This is a genomic window from Arcanobacterium hippocoleae (assembly GCF_031456295.1).
GTDB classification, from domain to species: Bacteria; Actinomycetota; Actinomycetes; order Actinomycetales; family Actinomycetaceae; genus Arcanobacterium_A; species Arcanobacterium_A hippocoleae.
This window is the reverse complement of the sequence record NZ_JAVDUJ010000001.1, coordinates 1,233,490-1,254,999: the sequence shown is the minus strand read 5'-3', so window position 1 is coordinate 1,254,999 and position 21,510 is coordinate 1,233,490. Positions and strand designations below refer to the sequence as shown.

The 21,510-nt window shown below is 46.2% G+C and carries 15 protein-coding genes; 9 read left to right on the top strand and 6 right to left on the bottom strand.

Annotation, left to right across the window (positions count from 1 at the left end; all coding sequences use genetic code 11):
* Positions 1-229 precede the first annotated feature (229 nt).
* Complete coding sequence (locus J2S36_RS05315; RefSeq protein WP_309956270.1) at positions 230-1,579, bottom strand: MFS transporter; 1,350 nt, start codon at positions 1,577-1,579, stop codon at positions 230-232.
* Between the two features lie 419 nt (positions 1,580-1,998).
* On the opposite strand from J2S36_RS05315, the gene J2S36_RS05310 reads away from it, so the two are divergent.
* The 3 genes from J2S36_RS05310 to J2S36_RS05300 all read left to right on the top strand — a co-directional run bounded on the left by J2S36_RS05310 (position 1,999) and on the right by J2S36_RS05300 (position 4,800).
* On the top strand, positions 1,999-3,057 hold the full coding sequence (locus tag J2S36_RS05310; protein ID WP_309956268.1) for an MvdC/MvdD family ATP grasp protein: 1,059 nt from the start codon (positions 1,999-2,001) through the stop codon (positions 3,055-3,057).
* Positions 3,038-4,129 carry a SagB/ThcOx family dehydrogenase gene (locus J2S36_RS05305; protein WP_309956266.1) on the top strand — a complete coding sequence of 364 codons (1,092 nt, stop codon included), beginning with the start codon at positions 3,038-3,040 and terminating at the stop codon, positions 4,127-4,129. Before J2S36_RS05310 ends, J2S36_RS05305 begins: the two co-directional genes overlap by 20 nt.
* Before the next feature lie 197 nt (positions 4,130-4,326).
* Positions 4,327-4,800: a ribonuclease H family protein gene (locus J2S36_RS05300; RefSeq protein ID WP_309956264.1), complete on the top strand. Its 474-nt coding sequence runs from the start codon at positions 4,327-4,329 to the stop codon at positions 4,798-4,800.
* A 1,013-nt stretch (positions 4,801-5,813) separates the two neighbouring features.
* Here J2S36_RS05300 and J2S36_RS05295 read toward each other — a convergent pair.
* Complete coding sequence (locus tag J2S36_RS05295) at positions 5,814-6,497, bottom strand: DsbA family oxidoreductase (protein ID WP_309956262.1); 684 nt, start codon at positions 6,495-6,497, stop codon at positions 5,814-5,816.
* A gap of 182 nt (positions 6,498-6,679) precedes the next feature.
* Between J2S36_RS05295 and J2S36_RS05290 the strand changes: the two genes are divergently transcribed.
* Positions 6,680-8,992, top strand: a complete 2,313-nt coding sequence (locus J2S36_RS05290) for a S9 family peptidase (protein WP_309956260.1) — start codon at positions 6,680-6,682, stop codon at positions 8,990-8,992.
* Positions 8,993-9,088: 96 nt separating this feature from the next.
* Here J2S36_RS05290 and mtnN read toward each other — a convergent pair whose 3' ends face one another.
* The gene (gene mtnN, locus J2S36_RS05285) at positions 9,089-9,976 is read right to left on the bottom strand and encodes a 5'-methylthioadenosine/S-adenosylhomocysteine nucleosidase (RefSeq protein WP_309956258.1); all 888 of its coding nucleotides are present in this window, start codon (positions 9,974-9,976) and stop codon (positions 9,089-9,091) included.
* A 5-nt stretch (positions 9,977-9,981) separates the two neighbouring features.
* Positions 9,982-10,758 (bottom strand): Fur family transcriptional regulator, encoded by a 777-nt coding sequence (locus J2S36_RS05280; protein WP_309956256.1) that lies wholly within the window; start codon positions 10,756-10,758, stop codon positions 9,982-9,984.
* Between the two features lie 457 nt (positions 10,759-11,215).
* On the opposite strand from J2S36_RS05280, the gene nrdH reads away from it, so the two are divergent.
* From nrdH to J2S36_RS05255, 5 genes are all read left to right on the top strand, one after another.
* Positions 11,216-11,464, top strand: coding sequence for a glutaredoxin-like protein NrdH (gene nrdH, locus J2S36_RS05275; protein ID WP_309956254.1), 249 nt, complete (start codon positions 11,216-11,218; stop codon positions 11,462-11,464).
* Positions 11,465-11,722: 258 nt separating this feature from the next.
* Positions 11,723-12,124 carry a class Ib ribonucleoside-diphosphate reductase assembly flavoprotein NrdI gene (gene nrdI / locus J2S36_RS05270; RefSeq protein ID WP_309956252.1) on the top strand — a complete coding sequence of 134 codons (402 nt, stop codon included), beginning with the start codon at positions 11,723-11,725 and terminating at the stop codon, positions 12,122-12,124.
* The gene (gene nrdE, locus J2S36_RS05265; protein WP_309956250.1) at positions 12,109-14,256 is read left to right on the top strand and encodes a class 1b ribonucleoside-diphosphate reductase subunit alpha; all 2,148 of its coding nucleotides are present in this window, start codon (positions 12,109-12,111) and stop codon (positions 14,254-14,256) included. Before nrdI ends, nrdE begins: the two co-directional genes overlap by 16 nt.
* A 224-nt stretch (positions 14,257-14,480) precedes the next feature.
* Positions 14,481-15,458 carry a class 1b ribonucleoside-diphosphate reductase subunit beta gene (gene nrdF / locus J2S36_RS05260; protein ID WP_309956248.1) on the top strand — a complete coding sequence of 326 codons (978 nt, stop codon included), beginning with the start codon at positions 14,481-14,483 and terminating at the stop codon, positions 15,456-15,458.
* A 10-nt stretch (positions 15,459-15,468) separates the two neighbouring features.
* Positions 15,469-16,050 (top strand): low molecular weight protein-tyrosine-phosphatase, encoded by a 582-nt coding sequence (locus J2S36_RS05255; RefSeq protein ID WP_309956246.1) that lies wholly within the window; start codon positions 15,469-15,471, stop codon positions 16,048-16,050.
* 40 nt (positions 16,051-16,090) lie between these two features.
* On the opposite strand, the gene J2S36_RS05250 is transcribed toward J2S36_RS05255, so the two are convergent.
* On the bottom strand, positions 16,091-16,576 hold the full coding sequence (locus tag J2S36_RS05250) for a SprT-like domain-containing protein (protein WP_309956243.1): 486 nt from the start codon (positions 16,574-16,576) through the stop codon (positions 16,091-16,093).
* A gap of 242 nt (positions 16,577-16,818) precedes the next feature.
* Positions 16,819-21,264 (bottom strand): ATP-dependent RNA helicase HrpA, encoded by a 4,446-nt coding sequence (gene hrpA, locus J2S36_RS05245; RefSeq protein WP_309956241.1) that lies wholly within the window; start codon positions 21,262-21,264, stop codon positions 16,819-16,821.
* Positions 21,265-21,510 lie beyond the last annotated feature (246 nt).

Below are 21,510 nucleotides of genomic sequence, written 5' to 3'. Positions count from 1 at the left end.
GTTGTTGTCTCCCTATAGCCTATCGTGCAAACCGGAGCCGGCGAAAGGTGAGAACCGCAGCTTTGAGGAGTTCCACTTTCTGATACAAATATTAGATTTTCAAATATATTTTACGTCCCGGTGTTTTATATCAGGGGGTGTGCGGTAAATATTCCAAAAGGAAAGGTTCTAGCGGATGTTTGGCGGCGCAGAAAGTTTTTCTGTGCACTCCTTCAGCTGCTGGTGTTTCTCATTTGCTGCTTGGGTTATTTGGGTTATTTGGACTGTCTGGGCTATCCGCAGCAGTTTCGGTGCTATTGACTGGGGTCCAGGTGCTTGAATTACCAAGGCTGCGGATTGCTTTGCTGCTTGCGAGAATTAACAGTGCGATGAGATTGATTATCGCACCGAGAGCAAATCCATAAGCGGCAAGCCCGTGATTTACGAGATTTCCGGCAATGAACGGAACGAAAGCTGTTAATCCGAATTCCATGATATTGCTTGCTGAACCGACTCGGGCTTGGAAATCGCTGGGGGTAGCAGAAAAACAATATCCGCCGAGCAGGGCGCCGATGAATGGGACAATCGCACCGTAGAGACTTAAAATGAGCAGGAGCTGAAAGTATTGGTTCCAGAAAATTGTGGCTGCAGCGATTAATGCCATTCCAAGAAGCAAAATGATTAAGCCTTTTCCGGCAGGAATCCGCGCGGAAAATTTTGCAGAGAGCGCTGCTCCGCCCATCATAATCAATGCAAATAAGGTACTTAAAAGTGATATTTCCAGTGGCGTATGCCCGCGGGTAATCAGCGCATAATCTGCGGTGAAAATAATCATCATCATTCCGCTGCCGATAAAAATGTTTGCAATCAGCAGCGGGCGAATCCGGGAATGAGTGAAAATAAATTTAAACCCGGTTTTCAGGTCGGCAAAGAAGTTTCGGATAATACTTTCTTTTTCCGCAGTATGATCTTTATTTTTCTGTGATCCGGCGATTTGCTGCGCCGATTCTTGCAGATCGGATTTAGGGCGTAAATCTGCACGGATTAGTTTTGCGCAAATTCCAAGAATTGCAAGGCAGAGGGAAGAGAAGAAAAATGGAATCGCGTGCCCAAGATGATAGAGGAAGGCTCCAATTGGTCCTCCGGTAAGCTGAATTGCGGCAGCGCGTCCTTGATTGATACTGCGGACAGCGATGAACTCTTCGTTGCTTTGAATAATTGAACGTAGTGCGGCGTTATCGGCTTCGCCAAATAAGCCGTCGGTGATACTGGTGAGCAGCACGATTGCGAGAATCGCCCAGACGGGAATAATTCCGATCAGGATTAGCGTCCCAAGTAATGCCCATAAGATTGCGCCGCTGAAACTGCGCAGGTACATGCCGATCCGCCGGTCGATCCGGTCAATTAGTACACCGCCAAAAAGAATTACTGCGAGTGTGGCTATTTTCCCTGCTGTTTGGATATTTCCGGAGATCGCGGCAGAACCAGTAAAGGAAATAATGATGAATGGGAGCGCTAAATCTTGAGCTGAGCGCCCAAACATATCTGCGGTGGTGGCGCCAAGCCAAAGCCCGTAGTCACGCTTATTTGAGATTTTCATATCTATATATCTACTTCTAAAAATTTATTTTTATTTGTGTATCTCGAAATTTGAACACATGTTTTATTCAAGGCTGCTTTTGATATGTTTGACTTACGGTGCAGAGTTGATTATAAACGAAATTTTAAAGGAGGTGAAATATGTCTTCGATGGTAGAACTAGCCAATCAAATTAGCGAGCTAGTGGAATCTCAAACAACAGTTACTGCAGATGAACGTATTAGTAATTTTGTCGACGACTACTGTTTTATGGATTCCGCTTGGATTATCAAGAAAGATAACTAATTTATTTTTATGGGCTGTATCAAAAGTTTCGATTAGAATTTTCCAAATCTAATATATCGTTTTAGATTATCCGGGAATGTTCTGTTCGAATTTTTTGGTACAGCCTTTTTTTATCTCTAACTTTTGAGGTGTTAAGTGGAACCGATTCTTTTTAGAACTTCTCCCTATGTTTATTCAAGAAAAACAAAAGATGTAGATTTTCAATCAAAAATGTTTAATCTTGGTGTCGCGCCTGACGTTAAAAATGTGGTGAATTGCATTATTGTCGCGACGAGTAGTGATGATAGTGAAATAAGTCATTTATCGTTGTATTTAGCAAAATACGGAATAAGGATGCTTCGTTTTGATTCTGATATTACCGACAATAAAATATCGACAATTCTGAACGGAATTATTTATACAAAGCAGGGTGAAAAGCTTAGACCATTATTATTTTGGAGGCGACATTTTACATGCGTCGATTATTTATCTTCGTCTGGAATGGTGAAAGATAGGGATGTTTATATTGGCTCACAGAGTGATGCGTTAATGGAGTATATATCAGAAGTTTCTTCTATTAGTATTAATGCGAAATCTGTTTGTAGAAGTAGAATGCGGCAGGTTGAAATTGCTTCTTGCGTCGGTATGTGTACAGTGCAATCTGTAGTTGTGACTAACCTTTTAGAAGCTATAAATATTTTTGGTGATGGGATTAAGAAATATATTGTCAAACCGATTGGATCTCATTGGATTCATTGGCCACCTTGTTCGCTCAAGGGAATTTTTCCGAAAATAGTTTTGCGTGATGAGATCATTAACGCGGAAGAAGAGCCAGTACCTGTTATGGTTCAGCCGTTTATAGAACATGCTTATGAAATACGAGTTTATTTAATTGGGACTGACATTATTGGATATTCAGTGACTGGTAAGAGTAATGCCGATTCTTTATGGGATTGTGGTGAAAATCTGAAAATAGCGCCGATAGATGTGGGAATTGAACTCCGAAAACTAATATATGACTTCCAGAGGAAGGCATCAATTGAATTTGGTGCCTTTGATTTTCTTGTCACAGAGGAAGGTGACCATATATTTCTAGAAGTAAATTTATTAGGAGATTGGAAATATTTTGAAAAATCAGCTAATGATCATCGAGTTACATGTGCGGTAACTAAATATATTTTAGAAAGGTTTAGAAGTGAAGATAGCTGCATCTAAGTTCGGGGTGTTGATGGTAAGGGACGGATTGCTTATATGGGATGATGTGCTTAATCATAAACAGATTCCAATCAATAATTCCGATCTTCCTTTGCTTGGAATTTTTAAACGTGTACGTGAAGTGAATGATGAACTGTTAATTGAATTAGCTAGACATGATATTGGTATGTACAGAGTTCAGCAGTTTTTACAATTGCAGATTTTACTTGATATTACTAGTGAAAGATACAGTCGCGAATTGGATTACTTAACTACTTGGTCAGGTTGGGGTAGTCTTGCAAGATTGTTTAATTTTTCCACACGGACGAATCGTGAAACACGTGTTCTTACGGTAGAAGAAGATAGAAAGCGCTTAGCAGAGAAAATTGAAATACTTCCTCCGCCGGAAAGGTTTTGGTCGCTAGAATCAATAGAAGATAGTGTCGCTAAAGTAGTTTCTCTACCGCGAGTAGAGACAATTAATGAAGTTTCTTTTATTGAAATATTAGAGTCGCGTCGTAGTATAAGAAGTTTTTCAGTAAATGCGGTTTCTCTTAAGATATTCAGTGAATTTCTTAAATACTGTGCTGGCGTTTCAGAGTCACGAATACGGACAGAGGATGATATTTTTTCGGGAAATTATTTTAGAGCAGCGGCATCCGGTGGTGGGCGTGCTTCAACAGAACTTTATGTTTATGTGCGTAATGTGGATGGTTTGATGCCAGGTAGTTATCGTTATTTGCCTGAAAGTAATGCTCTGGAGTGGTGTTCTTCGAGCGTTTCAGATGATTTTCTACTTGAAGCTGTCTCTGGTCAAAAATGGATGTTAAACGCTGCATTTATTATTTTTCTTACTGGAAATGTTGCTGCCCTTAAATGGAAATATCAAACTGCCCGTTCTTATCGTTGCTTATTCCTTGATGCTGGTCACATGGCGCAGGTTATACAAATGTGTGCAGCGGCTTTAAATTTGGGAAGTTGTTTTTCCCTTATGCAGCGTGATGAAATGTGGGAGGAAATGATGGGTGTTGATCCTGCACTGGAAGTGGCGATGGGAATAATCCCTTGTGGTTTTCCAGAATTTAATGATTAATGATTCCAAAAGCAGTATGTAGCCATTCTGTATAGATAATTTGTTTGAGTATCGCTGCTGCCGCTTGGCTTCCGCCCGAGCTGCGAATAAAAGTCAATCATACTGATAGTTGCCTTGGCGTGGTTATATGCCAGAATAGAAAGCGGTAAACAGGCAGAGATAAGTTCAGAAATACAGGAATCATGAGGGAGTATCAGATGGAAACGAGCGGGCCAGTTGGCGTAATTAAGCCAGGGTTTGATTTTATTGTGGCTACAGACGGTTCGTGTTCGGGTAATCCTGGGCCTGGCGGGTGGGCGTTCGTGGAGCAAAAGACTGGTTATCATGAAAGCGGCGGTGCGCATCAGACCACGAATAATATTATGGAGCTTACCGCAATGATTAAAGCACTCGAATATGTGGGCGCACAAGGATCGCTGCTAATTCGTGCAGACTCTTCATATGTCATTAACTCAATGACGAAGTGGGCGCCCGGTTGGCGCAAGCGCGGCTGGCGTAAATCTGACGGTAAACCAGTGCTGAACCGCGAGCTTATCGAACGGCTGTTAAATCTTTATGAAAGCCGGATTGGGCGGACGGAAGTTGAGTGGGTGCGCGGCCATAACGGTGATGTGGCGAACGAGTTTGTAGATCGGTTGGCTGTAGCGCAAACTGCCGCACACCAGCAGTAGCAGGCTATATATCAGCAGTAGCGAGCTGCGTATTAGCGGCGGATAATAATCATTTCTCCTTAATTAAAATTGAATACGAGCAGAGAGTAACTACTGGAATAATCCAGGAGCCGAGGAATATTACGGAGTATTGGCTGAATAAACTTTCAAAAAACACGAGTGTGATACACGCATACAGGGAAATTGTGAGCAGCGGCAGTGCAATTTGAAATTTCCGATTTAGATCGGGAGACGATAACAATTTCAATTCAAATGCGAGTAATAGTGACCAGATTGTGATGGCTACGAAAGCGGCGATATGTAAATTCAGAAAAGAATCGCCGCGCAGATAACTTGGAAGGAAAAATTGGTGATACCAGGAAATGCTGACGATGCAGATTAGGGGCTGAATAGTCAAAAGGGTAAAGAGAAGTACGATTTTCGTTCGATTTTTTAACATTTCAATCCTTTGCATGCAGCGGCGTATCTATATTTGTCTGATTAACTGTGCTGAAATATTGCGGCATTGCGATATTTCAGCCAATCTTTAAGTTGAAGTTGCAGATTAAACAGCCTGCAGGGGAGAATCTGCTAAGCCTGGCCGTTGCGGAGACAAACGCACATTATGCTTTCGTGAGCTTGCTTTACGGAAGTGATAGACAGGGTATTAAACTTGTTTTAATCGTGACCTGTGTTACTATCGTATCTTTAGTTGATGTGACTTGTCTAGCAAAATATCTAATTTTCGGAAGAAGATTACGAATTTAAAATAACGATTTTGCCCGATGAGATATTTTCGTGTGTGCGATTTCGGGGTGTATGAGTAAACGGTTTGAATTGGTTGTCTGTACAGCGTGATAAGTGCCGGTTTCCCTCGACTTCCGCCGGTTTCCCTCGACTTCCGCCGGTTTCTTCAACCTCCGCCATTTTCCGGCATTTCAAGCAGTATATTCAGGCGGGCTTGAAAGCGGTAAAATTTTGCTAAATGGCGGAAGTCGGGGTGTTTGCTGCCGTTAATCTATCACTTTTGAAACTTAGAGCTGCGGTTCTGCACGCATTTGCGTAAGTGCCTGTTTGATTCCGTCGGCGAAAATTTCAGCTGTTTGGCAGCCGGAAACACCGAGTTTTCCGCCAATCACGTAAAACGGTACACCAGTGATGTTAATCCGCGCAGCATCACGGATATCGGCACGGACCGAATCGGCGTGCTCGCCAGATTCAAGTTCAGCTTCGGTGTGCTCGCGATCCATCCCCAATTCTTCCGCAATATCGATTAGCGTATCTGAGTCTGCGATATTTGCGCCCTCAGAAAAGTAGGCTTTCCAAAGGCGTTCAAACATTTCCCCGCCTTTTACAGCCGCTTCTTCCGAATTTTGCCCAGTAGCTTTCGCCGCATAAATCAGCTGATGTGCGAGGAAAGTGTTCACCGGCTGTACTGCATTCCAGTCATAGGAAATTCCATACTCCGCACCCAACTCAGTGATTTTTGCAAAGCTTGCAGATACTTCCGTCAATGGAATTGCATGAGAATTCGCCAAATGTTTTGCCAAAGTCTCGTTCGTGCTTGCAGGAGCATCGGCGCGCAACTGATAAGAGTGATATTCAACAGCCACTTTTGCGCCCGAAAGTGCAATTCCTTTTTCTAGACGGCGTTTCCCAAGCCAACACCACGGGCAGGCGACGTCAGCCCATGCGTGCACCACAATTTCGTGTTCCATGCATTCCACCTTAGCGAGAAACGTGAAAAAATCCCACATTTTACAAATTTTGCTGGCAACATTTGGAATTTAGCTGCGCGATATGGGAATCGTAATTTAATCATGAACACATTATGAGGTGTTTTCCCAGCGAAGCAGCCATGATTCCGGATCGGATTGCGTAAATCCGTATAATGAAGGGCATGGCTGAAGAAATAGATCCAAATCTGGCAACTAAAATTCCAATGCTTGAAAAGCGTCCAATTACCCGAATTTTTCACGGTGATGAATTTGTAGATAACTACGAATGGTTGCGGAATGCGTCAGAATCCGAAGTATATTCGCATATTCGTGCAGAAAATAATTATTACACTACACAAACAGCGCATCTGGAAGATTTACGCAAACAACTTGTGAGCGAGTATGCGGCGCATACACAGGAAGACGATTTGGGTGTGCCTACGCTGCAAGGTGATTACTGGTATTGGAGTGAGACTCGTAAAGGAGCAGCGTATCCACTGTTGTGGCGTTTGCCGCGCACAGATTTTCCGAGCCGTCCTGCCGTTGGCAATGCAGCTGTGGTCAAGCAGGCACAGCTAGTTTATGACGCAAATTTACTTGCTGCTGGTGAAGAATTTTTTGCAATTGGATCACGCGCGATTTCGCGTGACGGCAGACTGTGTGCGCTCGCGATCGACACCTCTGGCGGTGAAACTTTCCGGTTGCGGATCCATGAAATCGCAAGCGGCGCAGTGATAGATGATGTGGTTGTTGGGATCACTTACGGTTTGATTTTCAATGCTGATGCATCGCGCATTTATTATTTGCGCGCCGATGATGCCTGGCGTACCTGCGAATTGTGGGTTCATCAGGTAGGTGCTTCTGCGATGCAAGATGTGCTGCTTTGGCGGGAAAATGACGCGCGATTCGAGGTCTGGATCGAAGCTTCGCGCAATGGAGATTGGCTGGTTCTCAATACTTCATCACGTACTACGAGTGAAGTGTATTTGCTTGATTTACGGGTGGCCAAAGCTGGTGATATAGCAGGAGTGGCAGCAAAGAGTAATGTTAGCGGCGAGCAGGATCGCGAAATAACTGCAAGCTATCTAGAAACTAGGGTAGCTCAAGATTTGCATCAGCCTGCACCGTTCTCGATCGGCGGCAGACGCGAAGGTGTGGAATATTATGCTGAGCTGGTTGCAAATGGGATCCTTGTCAGCCACAATTTGCATCATCCCGATTTTGAGATTGCGGTTGCAAATGAAGTAGCGCCATTTGATTTGACGCAACTTCCGGTAATTTTTTCTCCGCAACCAGGTGAGCGTGTTGTGGAGCTTGCCGGTTTTGCCAGTTTTGCTGCCGTCCAGATGCGTGTTGCGGGGATGCCGCAGATTCGGATTTTGCGCCAACGGCAGGATTCACTTTCGGCTGATCTCTCATCTGAGTCTGCCTGCTCTGATTTTGCAAATACTGCTCAGATTTGCTGGGAAATGGCGGAATTAATTCCCACGCGACCCGGTGAAACACTTGAACTTGGCGTGAACGCCGAGTGGGATTTACGTTCTTTGCAATTTACGCGTGAGGCACTCATTACGCCGCTTACCGTCAGCGAATATGATCTCGATTCGCGGCAATTGCAGGATTTGAAAGTTACGCCTGTGCCGAATTTTTCTCAGAGCGACTATGTAGAATACGTGGAATGGGTTACTGCCCGGGATGGTACGCAAATCCCAGTCACGATTGCACATCGGGCAGATTTGCGGCGTGATGGGAAAAATCCGGGATACGTAAATGGGTATGGTTCTTATGAAATCACGAATGACGTGTGGTTTAACAATCTGCTGATTTCACTGCTTGACCGCGGGGTGGTAGTGGCTTTTACACATGTGCGTGGCGGTGGAGAATTTGGGCGCGCCTGGTATGAGCATGGGAAATTGCTTGAAAAACGGAATACCTTCACTGATTTCATTGATTCGACGCGGTATCTGGTGGATCTTGGGTTGCTTGATCCACAGCGAATTGCAGCTGAAGGGCGCTCTGCAGGCGGACTTTTGATGGGGGCGATCGCGAATCTTGCGCCGGAACTTTATCGTGTGGTGCTTGCAGGCGTTCCGTTCGTAGATGCGCTCACCACGATTTTGAAACCGGAATTACCGCTCACTGTTGGTGAATGGGAAGAGTGGGGTAATCCGTTGGAATCACTGGAAGTATATGAATATATGCGGAGCTATTCCCCGTATGAAAACATTTCTGCGGTGGAGTATCCTGCGATTTTAGCGGCTACTTCGATCAATGATGTGCGGGTGAGTTTCCTTGAACCTACAAAATGGGTGGCTGCTTTGCGTGATCAGACGCTGAATTATGCGGATGCGGAAAATGGAACTGATATTGCCCGTCCGATTTTCTTGAAGACGGAAATGGTTGCTGGGCATGCGGGCGGATCTGGGCGGTATCAGCGTTGGGAAAACCGTGCCAGTGAATATGCTTTCATCCTTGATCAGCTGGGTCTTTCATAAAGATTCAGATTTTTCCAAGGACCAGAGTGGCTGTGCGGATCTGGATTTTGCAGTTTTGCAAATGCGGGCTTGCACAGCCACGGTTTTTTTGCAGTTTTACAATGATTTGGGCGCAAAATTTTCCACAATATCGAGTGCGATCTGTGCTGCCTGTGCAGCTACTTCGGAAAGCTCGGCATGAAAGGAGATTGACTGGTCTTCTGGGGTGCTGCAAAGATCAGATATTCCACGCACGGCCACGAACGGAGTATTTGCATACTTTGCTGCTACTTGGGCGAAAGCTTGTGATTCCATGTCTGCCGTCAGACCATCTGGAAATAATTCGCGGGTTGTTTCCACGTTTGCGTCCGTTACGAAGGCGTCTGAGCTGAGCATCTGACCAGAATATGCGGTTATCTTCAAGCCTGCTGCTCCTGCTTCGCTGCTGGCGGTTTTTGTCAGGGCGGCTGCGATTGCTGTACGTACATCGTCGGTGATTGAGATGCTCGCTGGATTTCCTGGTACCTGACCAGGAGCGTAGCCAAAAGCAGTGGCGTCGGCACGTGAATTGAGATATTCGGTGCCGATCACTACATCACGCACGCGCGAATTTGGATGCAAACCACCGGCTGAACCGGTACAGACGATGATTTCTGGTGCGTATTGTGTCAGTAGTGAGCTGAGCGTGGCGGCTGCGTTTACCATGCCGATGCCGCTGGTGGCGAGCAAATAGGAAAAATTCGGTTTTGTTTGTGCGTTTTCTTCCACGGATAGACGGATCGGGCACGTGATCAGTTCGGTTGCACCAAATTCCGTTTTTATCTGTGTGTGGTCGATTATTTTAGACTGGTTTATTTTTTTGAGTCGCGCGATGAGCGCATTTCGGAGTTCCGTACTTTCTGCTGGCATCGCTGAAATGAAGAGTGCGGTGATCGGGATCCGCGATATCGTGCGAGGTGTTAATTTGCTGGGTGGTTCTAGGATTTGGTCTTGGTGATTGTGCATACCTTTTATCCTTTACGGACGGGGGCTTTTTCCGATTTCAAGTGGCTCGGATCCAGTTCTTGACATTTTGGGCAGATTCCCCAGAATGTTACTTCGGCTTCGTCAATTATGAAATCGTAAGCATTATCGATATCGAGGCAGGGCGGGTTCGGGTTTTTACATTTCACGTCAATGATTTTGCAACAATTGCGGCAGACTAAATGGTGATGGTTGCGGTTACGTTGTAATTCGTAGCGCGGTACTGAGCCTTTTGGCGCGATGCAACGGAGCAAATCTTTTTCGGTGAGTGTGTGGAGCACATCATAGACGGCTTGTGTGGAAATAGATCCAAGACGTTGCGTAACGCCATTTTTTACTTCTTCCGCAGTTAAATGCGGATGCTCTGCTAATTCAAGCAAGATTGCCAGGCGCGGTTTGGTAACGCGGAGACCGGCATTTCTGATGTATTTTTCAAAAAAAGATTGCACGTTCCTATCTTTCCGGACTCTTGGTGTGTAAGCAACGTGAAGGGTGAAAATGCGGCTAATTAGTTTTTGTTTGATGGGTTTTTGATGTTTGTTTTGGGACTTTTTAGCCGTGTTGTGCAGATTTATTGTGATTTTGGTGGAGGGGTGTGCTGGTTTTATTGGTGGCGCTGTCAATTTACGACACGCCCGGATTTTCCGCCACGCCGCATATTGGGAAAATTTTACTGCTGTTCCGAAGCGGAAAGCATGAAATTTTCCACCATTGTGGATAATTTCCAGGGGTGAGTGTGGAAAGGGTGGAAAATTATTTTCCACAGGCTGTGGTTAAGTGGAAAATTTTTTTGAAATTTTTCTTAGGAAGTGAATTTTTTGGCGTAATTTCGGGGCAAAGTGTGCGTGGAATGAAAAAGCAAAGAAATTTCTGGGGAAGGTGATGCGATCCTGAAAATGTCCCAAATAGTGCTGGTTTTTCCATTACTTTATGCAATGGAAAATTTCGCTTTAGGTGGAGCAAGTGTGTGGTTCTCCTTTTGGCAAATGTCTTATTTTGGCAGTTGCTCCACCTTTTAGCGAAAGCTTTCCACAGTCAAATTGAAATCGGAAATAACGAGCGCGAGATATCACACAAGGCACACTATGTAGTGGTGCAGCGAAAATCGCGCCACTAGGTGTAGTGTTTATATCTGTAGTTCTCAGGGTTGATAAAACCGCAAAATTGAGCTGTTTGAAAGAAAATTAGCTAGTAAAACTAGCAGAGAGGAGCATGGAAAAAATGAGTATTACTGTTTACACCAAACCCAATTGTGTGCAGTGCAATGCTACGAAGCGTGCATTACAGAAGAACGGTCTGGAGTTTTCAGAAGTTGATTTAACACAAGACGAAGCTGCTCTCGCTACAGTGAAAGCACTTGGCTATCAGCAGGCACCAGTCATTTTTGCCGATGGTGATCATTGGGCTGGATTCCGTCCAGATAAGATCAAGGCTTTAGTGAAAGTTTCAGCGGAAGCTGTTTCTGCTTGATCTTTGAAGATGCAGTCTGGAGCGTTTATTTTGCAAATGAATAAGCGCTCTGGATGCATCATTTCTTCGTGGTGGTGCTTATCTGCAGCAGGTTCTGTAATGCTTTATTGGCAGCAATATAAGCGCTATATTTTGGCTGACGGTATCTTTGTAAGTTTGTTTCAAATACTAAGCGGTTTGAAGAATATCACAACGAAATTGCAGTAGCTTGGCGTAGCGTCAGTTTTCAAAAGTAGTCTCAGAAAGGAGTGGATGAGAATGGTGCAGATCGTTTATTTCTCATCTGCTACGAATAATACGCAGCGGTTTGTGGAAAAATTGGGATTTCCGGCGCAGCGGATTCCACTCCGCAAAACAGATCCAGAGGTGCAGATCAATCAGCCATACGTGCTCATTGTGCCAACCTATGGTGGAGGAAATCTAAAAGGTGCCGTCCCAAAGCAAGTCATAAAATTTTTGAATGACGAGCACAATCGCAGTTTACTTCGCGGAGTGATTTCGAGTGGTAACACAAATTTCGGCGAAGCCTATTGCTTAGCTGGCGATATTATTAGTGCCAAGACGAAAGTGCCGCATATGTATCGGTTTGAACTTCTTGGCACCCCAGATGATGTGAAAAAAGTACAAATAGGATTGGAAGAATTTTGGACACGACTTTAACCGATATTGGTGAAGAAATCACTGCTCCAGGTTTGGATTATCATGCGCTCAATGCGCAGTTGAATCTGTATGATGCTGACGGAAAAATTCAGTTTGATGCAGATCGGATGGCGGCGCGGCAGTACTTTTTGCAGCATGTAAATAAAAACACCGTCTATTTTCATGATCTTGAAGAGAAGATAGATTATCTGATTACTGAGGGATACTACGAAAAAGACGTGATCGAAGCCTACGATTTTGCTTTCATAAAAGAGCTATTCAAAGCCTGCTATGCGCATAAGTTCCGGTTCCCTACATTCCTTGGCGCATTCAAGTATTACACCTCGTACACCTTAAAGACTTTCGATGGTACACGTTACCTTGAACGCTATGAAGATCGCGTTTGCATGGTCGCTTTAACGCTGGCAAATGGAAATGAAGCATCCGCGATGGAATTAATGGAAGAAATTATTTCCGGGCGCTTCCAGCCAGCAACTCCTACCTTCCTGAACGCTGGTAAAGCAGCTCGGGGTGAGCTCGTTTCCTGCTTCCTATTACGCATTGAAGACAATATGGAATCAATTGCTCGTGCGATCAACTCGTCATTGCAGCTTTCCAAGCGCGGCGGCGGCGTAGCTTTGAATCTTTCAAACCTGCGTGAACTAGGCGCGCCAATTAAGAAGATCCAAAACCAATCTTCAGGTGTGAATCCAGTAATGAAGCTGCTTGAAGATGCTTTCTCCTATGCAAATCAGCTTGGTGCACGCCAAGGAGCGGGCGCCGTCTATCTCCATGCGCATCATCCAGATATTCTGCGATTCCTTGATACGAAGCGGGAAAATGCAGATGAAAAGATCCGAATCAAGACCCTCTCACTCGGAGTGATTATCCCCGATATTACCTTTGAGCTGGCAAAGCGCAATGCTGATATGTATCTTTTCTCGCCATACGATATCGAGCGTGTTTATGGAAAACCATTTACCGATATTTCAGTGACGGAAAAATATGAAGAAATGGTTAACGATAAGCGGATTCGTAAATCAAAGATCAATGCCCGCCACTTCTTCCAGACACTTGCCGAAATTCAGTTTGAATCCGGCTATCCCTACATTATGTTTGAAGATACCGTTAATAAAGCGAACCCGATCGCCGGGCGAGTTACGATGTCGAATCTTTGCTCGGAAATCTTACAAGTTTCCGAAGCATCTGAATTTAGTTCAGATCTTAGCTACACAAAAATTGGAAAAGACGTCTCATGTAATCTTGGCTCATTAAATATTGCCAAGACGATGGATTCACCAGATTTCGGGAAGACCGTCGAGACGGCGGTTCGTGCACTGACAGCCGTCTCGGATCGGGCAGATAATTCTGCTGTGCCGTCAATCGAGCGTGGAAATAAGATGTCACACGCAATCGGTTTAGGGCAGATGAATTTACACGGTTTCCTTGGGCGCGAGCGAATTCATTATGGTTCACCAGAAGCTCTCGATTTTACAAATATTTACTTCTATACAGTGGTTTACCATGCGATTCGTTCCTCAATGCAGCTCGCAAAAGAACGCGGAGAAAAATTCGAGAATTTTGAAAATTCCGATTACGCTAAAGGCACCTATTTTGATAAATACATTGATCAGGAATGGCTGCCTGAAACAGCGCGTGTAAAAGAGCTCTTCGCAAAGATCCAGATCCCGACACAAGAAGATTGGAGCAAGCTAAAGGAAGATGTGCAAAAATACGGCATGTACAATCAAAACTTACAAGCCGTTCCGCCCACTGGTTCAATTTCTTATATCAATAATTCCACATCTTCAATCCACCCAATCGTTTCACAAATCGAAATCCGCAAAGAAGGCAAAATCGGTCGCGTTTATTATCCGGCTCCATATATGACGAACGAGAATCGCGAATACTATCAAGATGCGTATGCAATTGGTCCACAAGCGATCATCGACACTTATGCCGTCGCTACCCAGCACGTAGACCAAGGGCTCTCATTAACGCTCTTCTATCCAGATACCGTCACTACGCGCGATGTAAACAAGAATTATATTTATGCGTGGCGGAAAGGAATCAAGACCCTTTACTATATGCGAATTCGTCAGGCAGCTTTGGAGGGCACAGAAGTCGAAGGCTGTGTTTCGTGTATGCTCTAATGCAGACAAAAGCAGGTAAATTGAGATTTGCAGATGTTTTTCACATTGAGCAAATTGGCGTTCAGCAAAACACTGCAGAATAAACAGTGGCAGCAATAATTCGGATGATAATTACCTGCGGGAAAATAAGCGGAAAATTTCCAGGCTACATCAGCCTGGAAATCCGTCAAAGAATTAACAGATCATAAATTTTACGAAATTGCTCTCAGGATCAAGGAGGCGCTATGGCAGGCGAAAAAATTAAGCTGGTTTCTGCAGTGCAGGCAATCAACTGGAACAAAATTGAGGACGAAAAAGATCAGGAAGTCTGGGAGCGCCTGACGGGTAATTTCTGGCTACCAGAGAAGATCCCACTCTCAAACGATATCCAATCGTGGAATACGCTTAAGCCACACGAACAGCTCATGACCACCCGCGTCTTTACCGGCTTGACGCTTCTCGATACGATTCAAGGCACCGTCGGAGCAGTATCACTGATTCCTGATGCCATCACCCCGCATGAAGAAGCAGTGTATACGAATATTGCATTCATGGAATCAGTGCACGCGAAATCATATTCCTCAATATTCTCCACACTGATCTCAAGTGAAGAAATCGAGGAAACATTCCGCTGGTCAGAAGAAAATGAATACCTGCAGAAGAAGGCTGAAATCGTGCTCAGCTACTACCGCGGAGATGATCCCGAAAAGCGAAAAGTAGCATCTACAATGCTCGAATCATTCCTCTTCTATTCCGGATTTTATGCTCCAATGTATTGGTCTGCACACGCAAAACTCACAAACACAGCCGATTTGATTCGCCTGATCATCCGCGACGAAGCAGTACATGGCTACTATATTGGCTACAAATACCAGCAGGCAGTGAAAAAAGCATCGCCAGAACGCCAGCAGGAATTAAAAGACTACACTTTCGATTTACTCTACGATTTATACGAAAACGAAGAAGGCTACACAGAATCTTTATATGACGAAATGGGCCTGACCGAAGATGTCAAGATGTTCTTGCGTTACAATGCAAACAAAGCCTTAATGAATCTCGGATACGAGGCACTTTTCCCATCAGATCAGACGGCAGTGAACCCGGCAATTCTCGCTGCACTATCCCCGAATGCTGATGAAAATCATGATTTCTTCTCCGGTTCAGGTTCTTCGTATGTGATTGGCACTGCTGAAGCAACTGAAGACGATGATTGGGATTTCTAAAATTATGAGTATGCCTTATCGCATACTTATAGTCTGCACTGGAAATATCTGCCGTTCACCAATGGGTGAAATCGTGCTGCGGGAGAAACTTTCACAAGCAAAAATTACTGATGTAGCAGTAGCTTCCGCAGCCGTCTCGGCTGAAGAGCAAGGAAACCAAATTGATACACGTGCGGCGCGAGTATTACGAGAAGCTGGATATTGTGTCCCAAACCATCGCGCACATCAAGTGACCCGAAAAGAACTGCAAGAATTTGATTTAATTCTGGCAATGACAGCCGGGCACGCGCGCAGACTACGTACAATGATGCTCACAGATTTAACGAAACTGCATCTCTGGCGCGAATTTGATGGCACTTGCGAATATGCTGTACACGGCGTATTCGGTGCAGGCGGAATACTTTCTAGCCCCAGCGAGCAAAACCAAAAACGCTCACGATATGCGGATTTCACAGTTTCTGACGGTGCATATGATGTTCCTGATCCCTGGTACGGCGGGCAAGCAGGATTCTATGACACGCTCGCCATAATTGAGCGCGGTGCTGAAGGGATTTGCGAATTTATAAACTCTAAACAGCGAGATACTCAATAAAATCGCGAAACTTCCCAGGATCATCGGATTGCGCTGGCATTTACGAAATCACCTCGCCGGTACGAGTATTGCGCCATGAAATTAGATGTTTGGGAGAAAAAGTCCGGGAGCATCTGGCGCAAGACTGCGGAGTGCGCGGACGGCGATAGCGGTCAATTTTGTGCTTTGCAGGGCAGGTGCCAATCCATAATGGTTTCGGGCGAGCAGCATTATGGATTTCATTTGTGGCATCTTCACGGAGGTAAGCGATCGGTTTTGCGCCAATTTCGATGCATTTTGCACGCCAAATTTGATTATGCCCATGCGCTGCGCCGACGAGTGCGTGCGCGATTTCATGCAGGATGATCTCTCTGACTTGGGTTTCTGAATACGCCGTTGTGAGCTCGCGCGAGAGGGTAATTTTTCGTTTGCTAAAATTTGTAGCTCCGGCACGACGGCGTGCACGATCAAAGCCGAAGCTCCAATCGTGCAATTGATACTCTGCTAATAATTCCCAAGCCAGTTCAGCGGCTGATATCAGATCCATAAACGAGTTTTCGATTTTCTTTGTTGAAAGATATCACTAATCGGAGATTTATCACGTATCACCAATTCGTGCCGGGGGGGGAAGCTTCCTTCCGCTTCCGCTTCCTTTTCTTCGATTACGAGTCTAGCGATCACACTGCGTTGAAATAAACTACAATCAGCTACTTTGACTGTTACGTGGAAAACATTGTTTCAATATGCTGATTTCGGCTGCCCGCGTCCGCTATATCGTAGTCCGCGTGATCAAGAAGAGAGAAGTTTTTGGATTCGCTGCGGAGAAACTTTCATTTTCGTACCTAGCGGCTGTGCAAAAAGAGATACCCGCAGTTCTTGGAGCATCCATTTTGCCTGCTCCAATGTGGAAGCGCGAACGGGATCGTATTTTTCGCTGCTGAAAGCTTCTTTCTCCGCTGTAAGTAAATCTTCCACTTCGGCAATAATTTCCGCATTTCCATCATCGCCGGCAAGATTTTCTGGTGCCTTCTCGATCCGATACTTCGCCCCGTTCAAATAACGAATCAAATCAAGCAAGGCTGCATCCGGCGTATTTGCAACAAAGCCGTCATAAATCAATCCGCTGATCTGGGTGCGCACATCTTCGATCGTGTTGATCATCGCTGGAGATTTTGCTGCCGGAGTGGTGTATGAACCTTGCACTTCACTCCATGCGGTGAAAATACGAGTACAAATTTGTGCGAGACGATAAATTTCATCTTCGATCCGGTCTTTCAGGAATTTATGCAAAGCACGATACTCTGCTTCGCTGCGGAGCCGTCCGAGCGGGCATTTATGCTGTTTTGCCCACTTCGTTCCAATATTTCGCACAGCGGCAAGATGTAAATCCTGCACAAAAGTAGCAGTATTCGGATATGGGGATCCGGCGAGTAAAAGTGATTCTGTACTGTTCCAGCGTGAAGTGATTCTGCCTTCAGGAAGCAGCAGTTCATTTGCCAAGAGCCGGATGATACCTTGCTTGTGATCTCGTACTTGCAAGGCAGGATCAGCCAGCACGCGCAAGGAGACGCTCACCTTGCTGGGATTCGCTCCTTGCTGCGTGGTGCCTGTGTTCGGGACTTCGCTTAGCGCAGGATAACCGCGGACCACAGTTCCGTTTGCGCCAACAGTTTCAACCAGTTCCGGCAATTTTCCATCGCGCAGCTTGGGCCAGGTCTGCAAATCTTCAAAATCTGCGGTTAAATCTGCTGCATCTGCTTTTGCAGTAGTTCCGTTCGCAGTTATTTTCTGTGCATGCGCTGCTGTCATTTGACCGTTTGGATGCATATTCTGCTGTGTTTGCCGAGCTGCCCCACCGACGATTATTTGTGCCCGGGCGGCGTCTAAAGCTTGCGCGACGGCTCCTTTTACTACACTTTCCACAGCATTGTGTGTTTGTGGTGCAAGATCACGTTGGAGTTTCGTCAGTGAGTGCCCTTCATCAAGCACTGCTCCCCGTTCAGAACGTACGATAAATTTTATTTCCAGATGCGCTGGAAGCGTCAAGGTATTCCAGGTTTCAGGAGGAATCTCGATATTCCGCAATATTTTCACAGCATCGGTGAAAGCTTCTGAAAAGCTTTGCAGCCGCGGAGAGTTCTCGTTATTTTTGAAATCCGGCGCAGCCTCATCTGTATTTGTAGCATTTTGATTTGAAGTATCCGCACGCTTTCCCAGATTTCCAGTGGCTTCATGCCATGACGGGAGAATCTGCAAAATTTCGCGCGCGACATCGGGGGCAGGTACGAGATTCCGGCGGATCGACTTTGGCAGGGCACGGATCGTTGCCTGCACCAGCTCAGGCAACATCCCCGGCACAAGCCAATCGAATCCAAGATCCTGCAGTTGTGGCAATACCGTAATGGGCACTTCGATCCGCAACCCGTCAGCATAAGCACCTGGCTCGAAACCATATTTGAGTGGCAATTCGATTTCGCCCTGCCGCCATATTTGTGGAAAATCTTCAGCATGATAAGCAGTCGTGCCAAGGAGGAAATCCTGCGTGAAATTGAGTAAATCTGGCTGCCGGCGCAGCTCTTTTTTCCACCACGTATCAAAATGCCTTCCAGAGACGATATCTTCAGGGATTCGCTCATCAAAGAAGGTAAATTGGGCATTTTCGTCGGCTACTAGCCCATATTGCCGCAGTCGAGTTGCAACTTCCTGAGCTTGTGCAAGCTCGCGCAGATTATGCTTCATGAACTTATGGTGTGCACGCCACTGGTTTTCAACAAGACCATGCCGGATGAAAAGTTCACGTGCCAATTCGCGTGCATCTGGTGTGCCAACTTTTGAAAGCAATACTGGCCGGTCGGCAACTATCGTCATCCCATAAAGCGTGATTTTTTCGTGCGCCATTGCAGCACCGTTGCGCGTAGACCAGTAGGGTTCTGAGTATTGATGTTTGATCAGATGCCCGGCAACTTTTTCAATCCAATCCGAATCTATCCGCGCGACAGTGCGGGCAAAGAGCCGGGAAGTTTCGACAAGCTCGGCCGCCATTACCCACGCGGGAGTGCGCCGATATAAACCAGAACCAGGCCAAATCACGAAATGCGTGCCGCGAGCACCAGCATAATCACGCTTACGTTCATCCCAATTGCCAAGATTTGAAAGCATCCCAACAAGCAGTGACTGATGGATCGCTTCAGCAGCGGGTACGTCAGCAGAATTTGCAAGTGTTTTGACGGCAGTAACTATATCGCGGTGGTGCGTCGAATCTTTGCCCTCATCGGCGAGTGCCCGTGCAGCCTCCTGTAGTTGCTGCTGGTCAGGGATGGAAATCTCGTTCAATGTAATCCCAAGCGGTTTCGCAAGCTGCCGAAGCTGGAGCACTACATCTTCCCATTCACGGAAACGAAGCCAATGTAAATATTCTGCCCGACACATTTTCCGGAATCCCGATCCGGAAAGTTCGCGCTGCTGTGTGCGCAGATAACGCCAAAGATTCAGGTAGGCGAGAAAATCAGAACTTGCTTCGGTGAAGCGGGCGTGGAGCTGGTCTGCCTGTGTTTTAAATTCAAGCGGGCGCTCGCGTACATCTTGGACACTCATCGCTGCCACAAGTATCAGCACTTCTGCAGCGCAGCCGTTTTCATTTGCTGCCAGCAGCATTCGGCCTAATCTCGGATCGATTGGGAGGCGCGCAAGTTTGCGACCAATCTTTGTGAGTTTTGGTTGCCGTACCCCAATTTCCAATGCTCCGATTTCTTCAAGGAGCTGCGCCCCGGCGCGCACGGCACGTAAATCTGGCGGGTCAATGAATGGGAAATCTGCTACTGTGCCGAGATTTAATGCTGCCATTTGGAGGATTACGGCTGCCAATGAAGTGCGCTGGATTTCCGGTTCAGTAAATTCTGGGCGGCTGGCAAAATCGTCAGCAGAATAGAGCCGGATCGCGATCCCGTCAGCAATGCGCCCGCAACGGCCGGAGCGTTGATTTGCAGACGCTTGTGAAATTGGCTCAATTGGCAGGCGCTGCACTTTAGTTTTGTTTGAATAACGAGAGATGCGTGCTGTGCCAGGGTCGATCACGTAACGAATCCCTGGTACTGTGAGTGAAGTTTCAGCGATATTGGTAGATAGGATGATCCGCCGATGATTGTGCGGCTCAAAGATCCGGTGTTGTTCGCCTGCGGAAAGGCGTGCGAAAAGTGGTAATACTTCCACTGCGCCAGGAATCTTTGAGCTTCCGCCAGGTGCGATATATCGCGAGCCTAATTCGTCGTGAAAAGCTTTTTGTGTTTCGCGGATTTCGCCTTCGCCGGAGAGGAAGACGAGAATATCTCCGGCACCTTCTTGCATGAGTTCCGATGCTGCGTTGAGGATTCCTGAGATTTGATCTTGCGGTTCAGCATCGAGATATTCGCTTGCGGCAAAGTCTGTTTCGTGATTGGGCGTGTTGATCTTTGCAGGGGTTGCAGGAGTGAAGGGCGAAAGTGTGCCCTGTTTGCAGCTGCCGTCAAGCGGACGGTAGCGGATCTCTACCGGATACGTGCGGCCGGAGACTTCAATTATTGGCACATTCTGGGATGCTGACTGTGTGTATTTCGCAAAATGTGCTGCGAAACGTTGGGAGTCAATGGTGGCTGAAGTGATAATTAATTTTAGATCTGGCCGGCTTGGGAGGAGTTGCGCCAAATAGCCGAGAAGAAAATCGATGTTCAGTGAGCGCTCGTGGGCTTCGTCGATAATGATGGTGTCGTATTTTTGGAGTAGCGGATCAGCTTGGATTTCAGCGAGTAGGATCCCGTCCGTCATGAGTTTGACGAGCGTATCGCGGGAGACAATTTCGGTAAAACGCACCTGATAGCCGATTGTGCCTCCGAGATTGATCCCAAGCTCTTTGGAGATTCTTTCGGCGACGGAGCGGGCTGCGATGCGGCGGGGTTGGGTGTGCCCGATCATGCCGTTTATCCCACGCCCAATCTCTAGGCAGATTTTTGGCAGTTGAGTAGTTTTGCCTGAGCCTGTTTCACCGGCGAGGATGACTACTTGATGTGTGCGGATGGCTTGTGCGATATTTTCACGCTGTGCGCTTACGGGTAGCTCGGCAGGGTAGTTGATGTGCGGCAGACTGGCCTTGCGGGCTGCTAATTCTGCCGGGGTGAATGGTTTGTAGCTATTTCGTGGCTGACGGCGATTTTTCTGCCGTCGGCTTTTATTGTGCGGGTTGCTATGCTGATTCTCCGTCACTAATATCTCTCCAAATCATTCCTGGAATTTGCCGATCTGCCGGCACCGGGCTATTTTCCTGTGTCTATCTTAATGCGTGAGTAGCAGCTGGCATGATTTTAGGGATGTTTATTTTTTATGTTTCACAAGTTTGATTTTTATCAGCATTTTTCCGTGAGTGATCTTGAGAACGTGATCGGTGCTGCATCGTTTGCATGAGCGATCTTTTTCCGGGTTTCGGTGTTTGATATTGGAAGATGGGAGGGC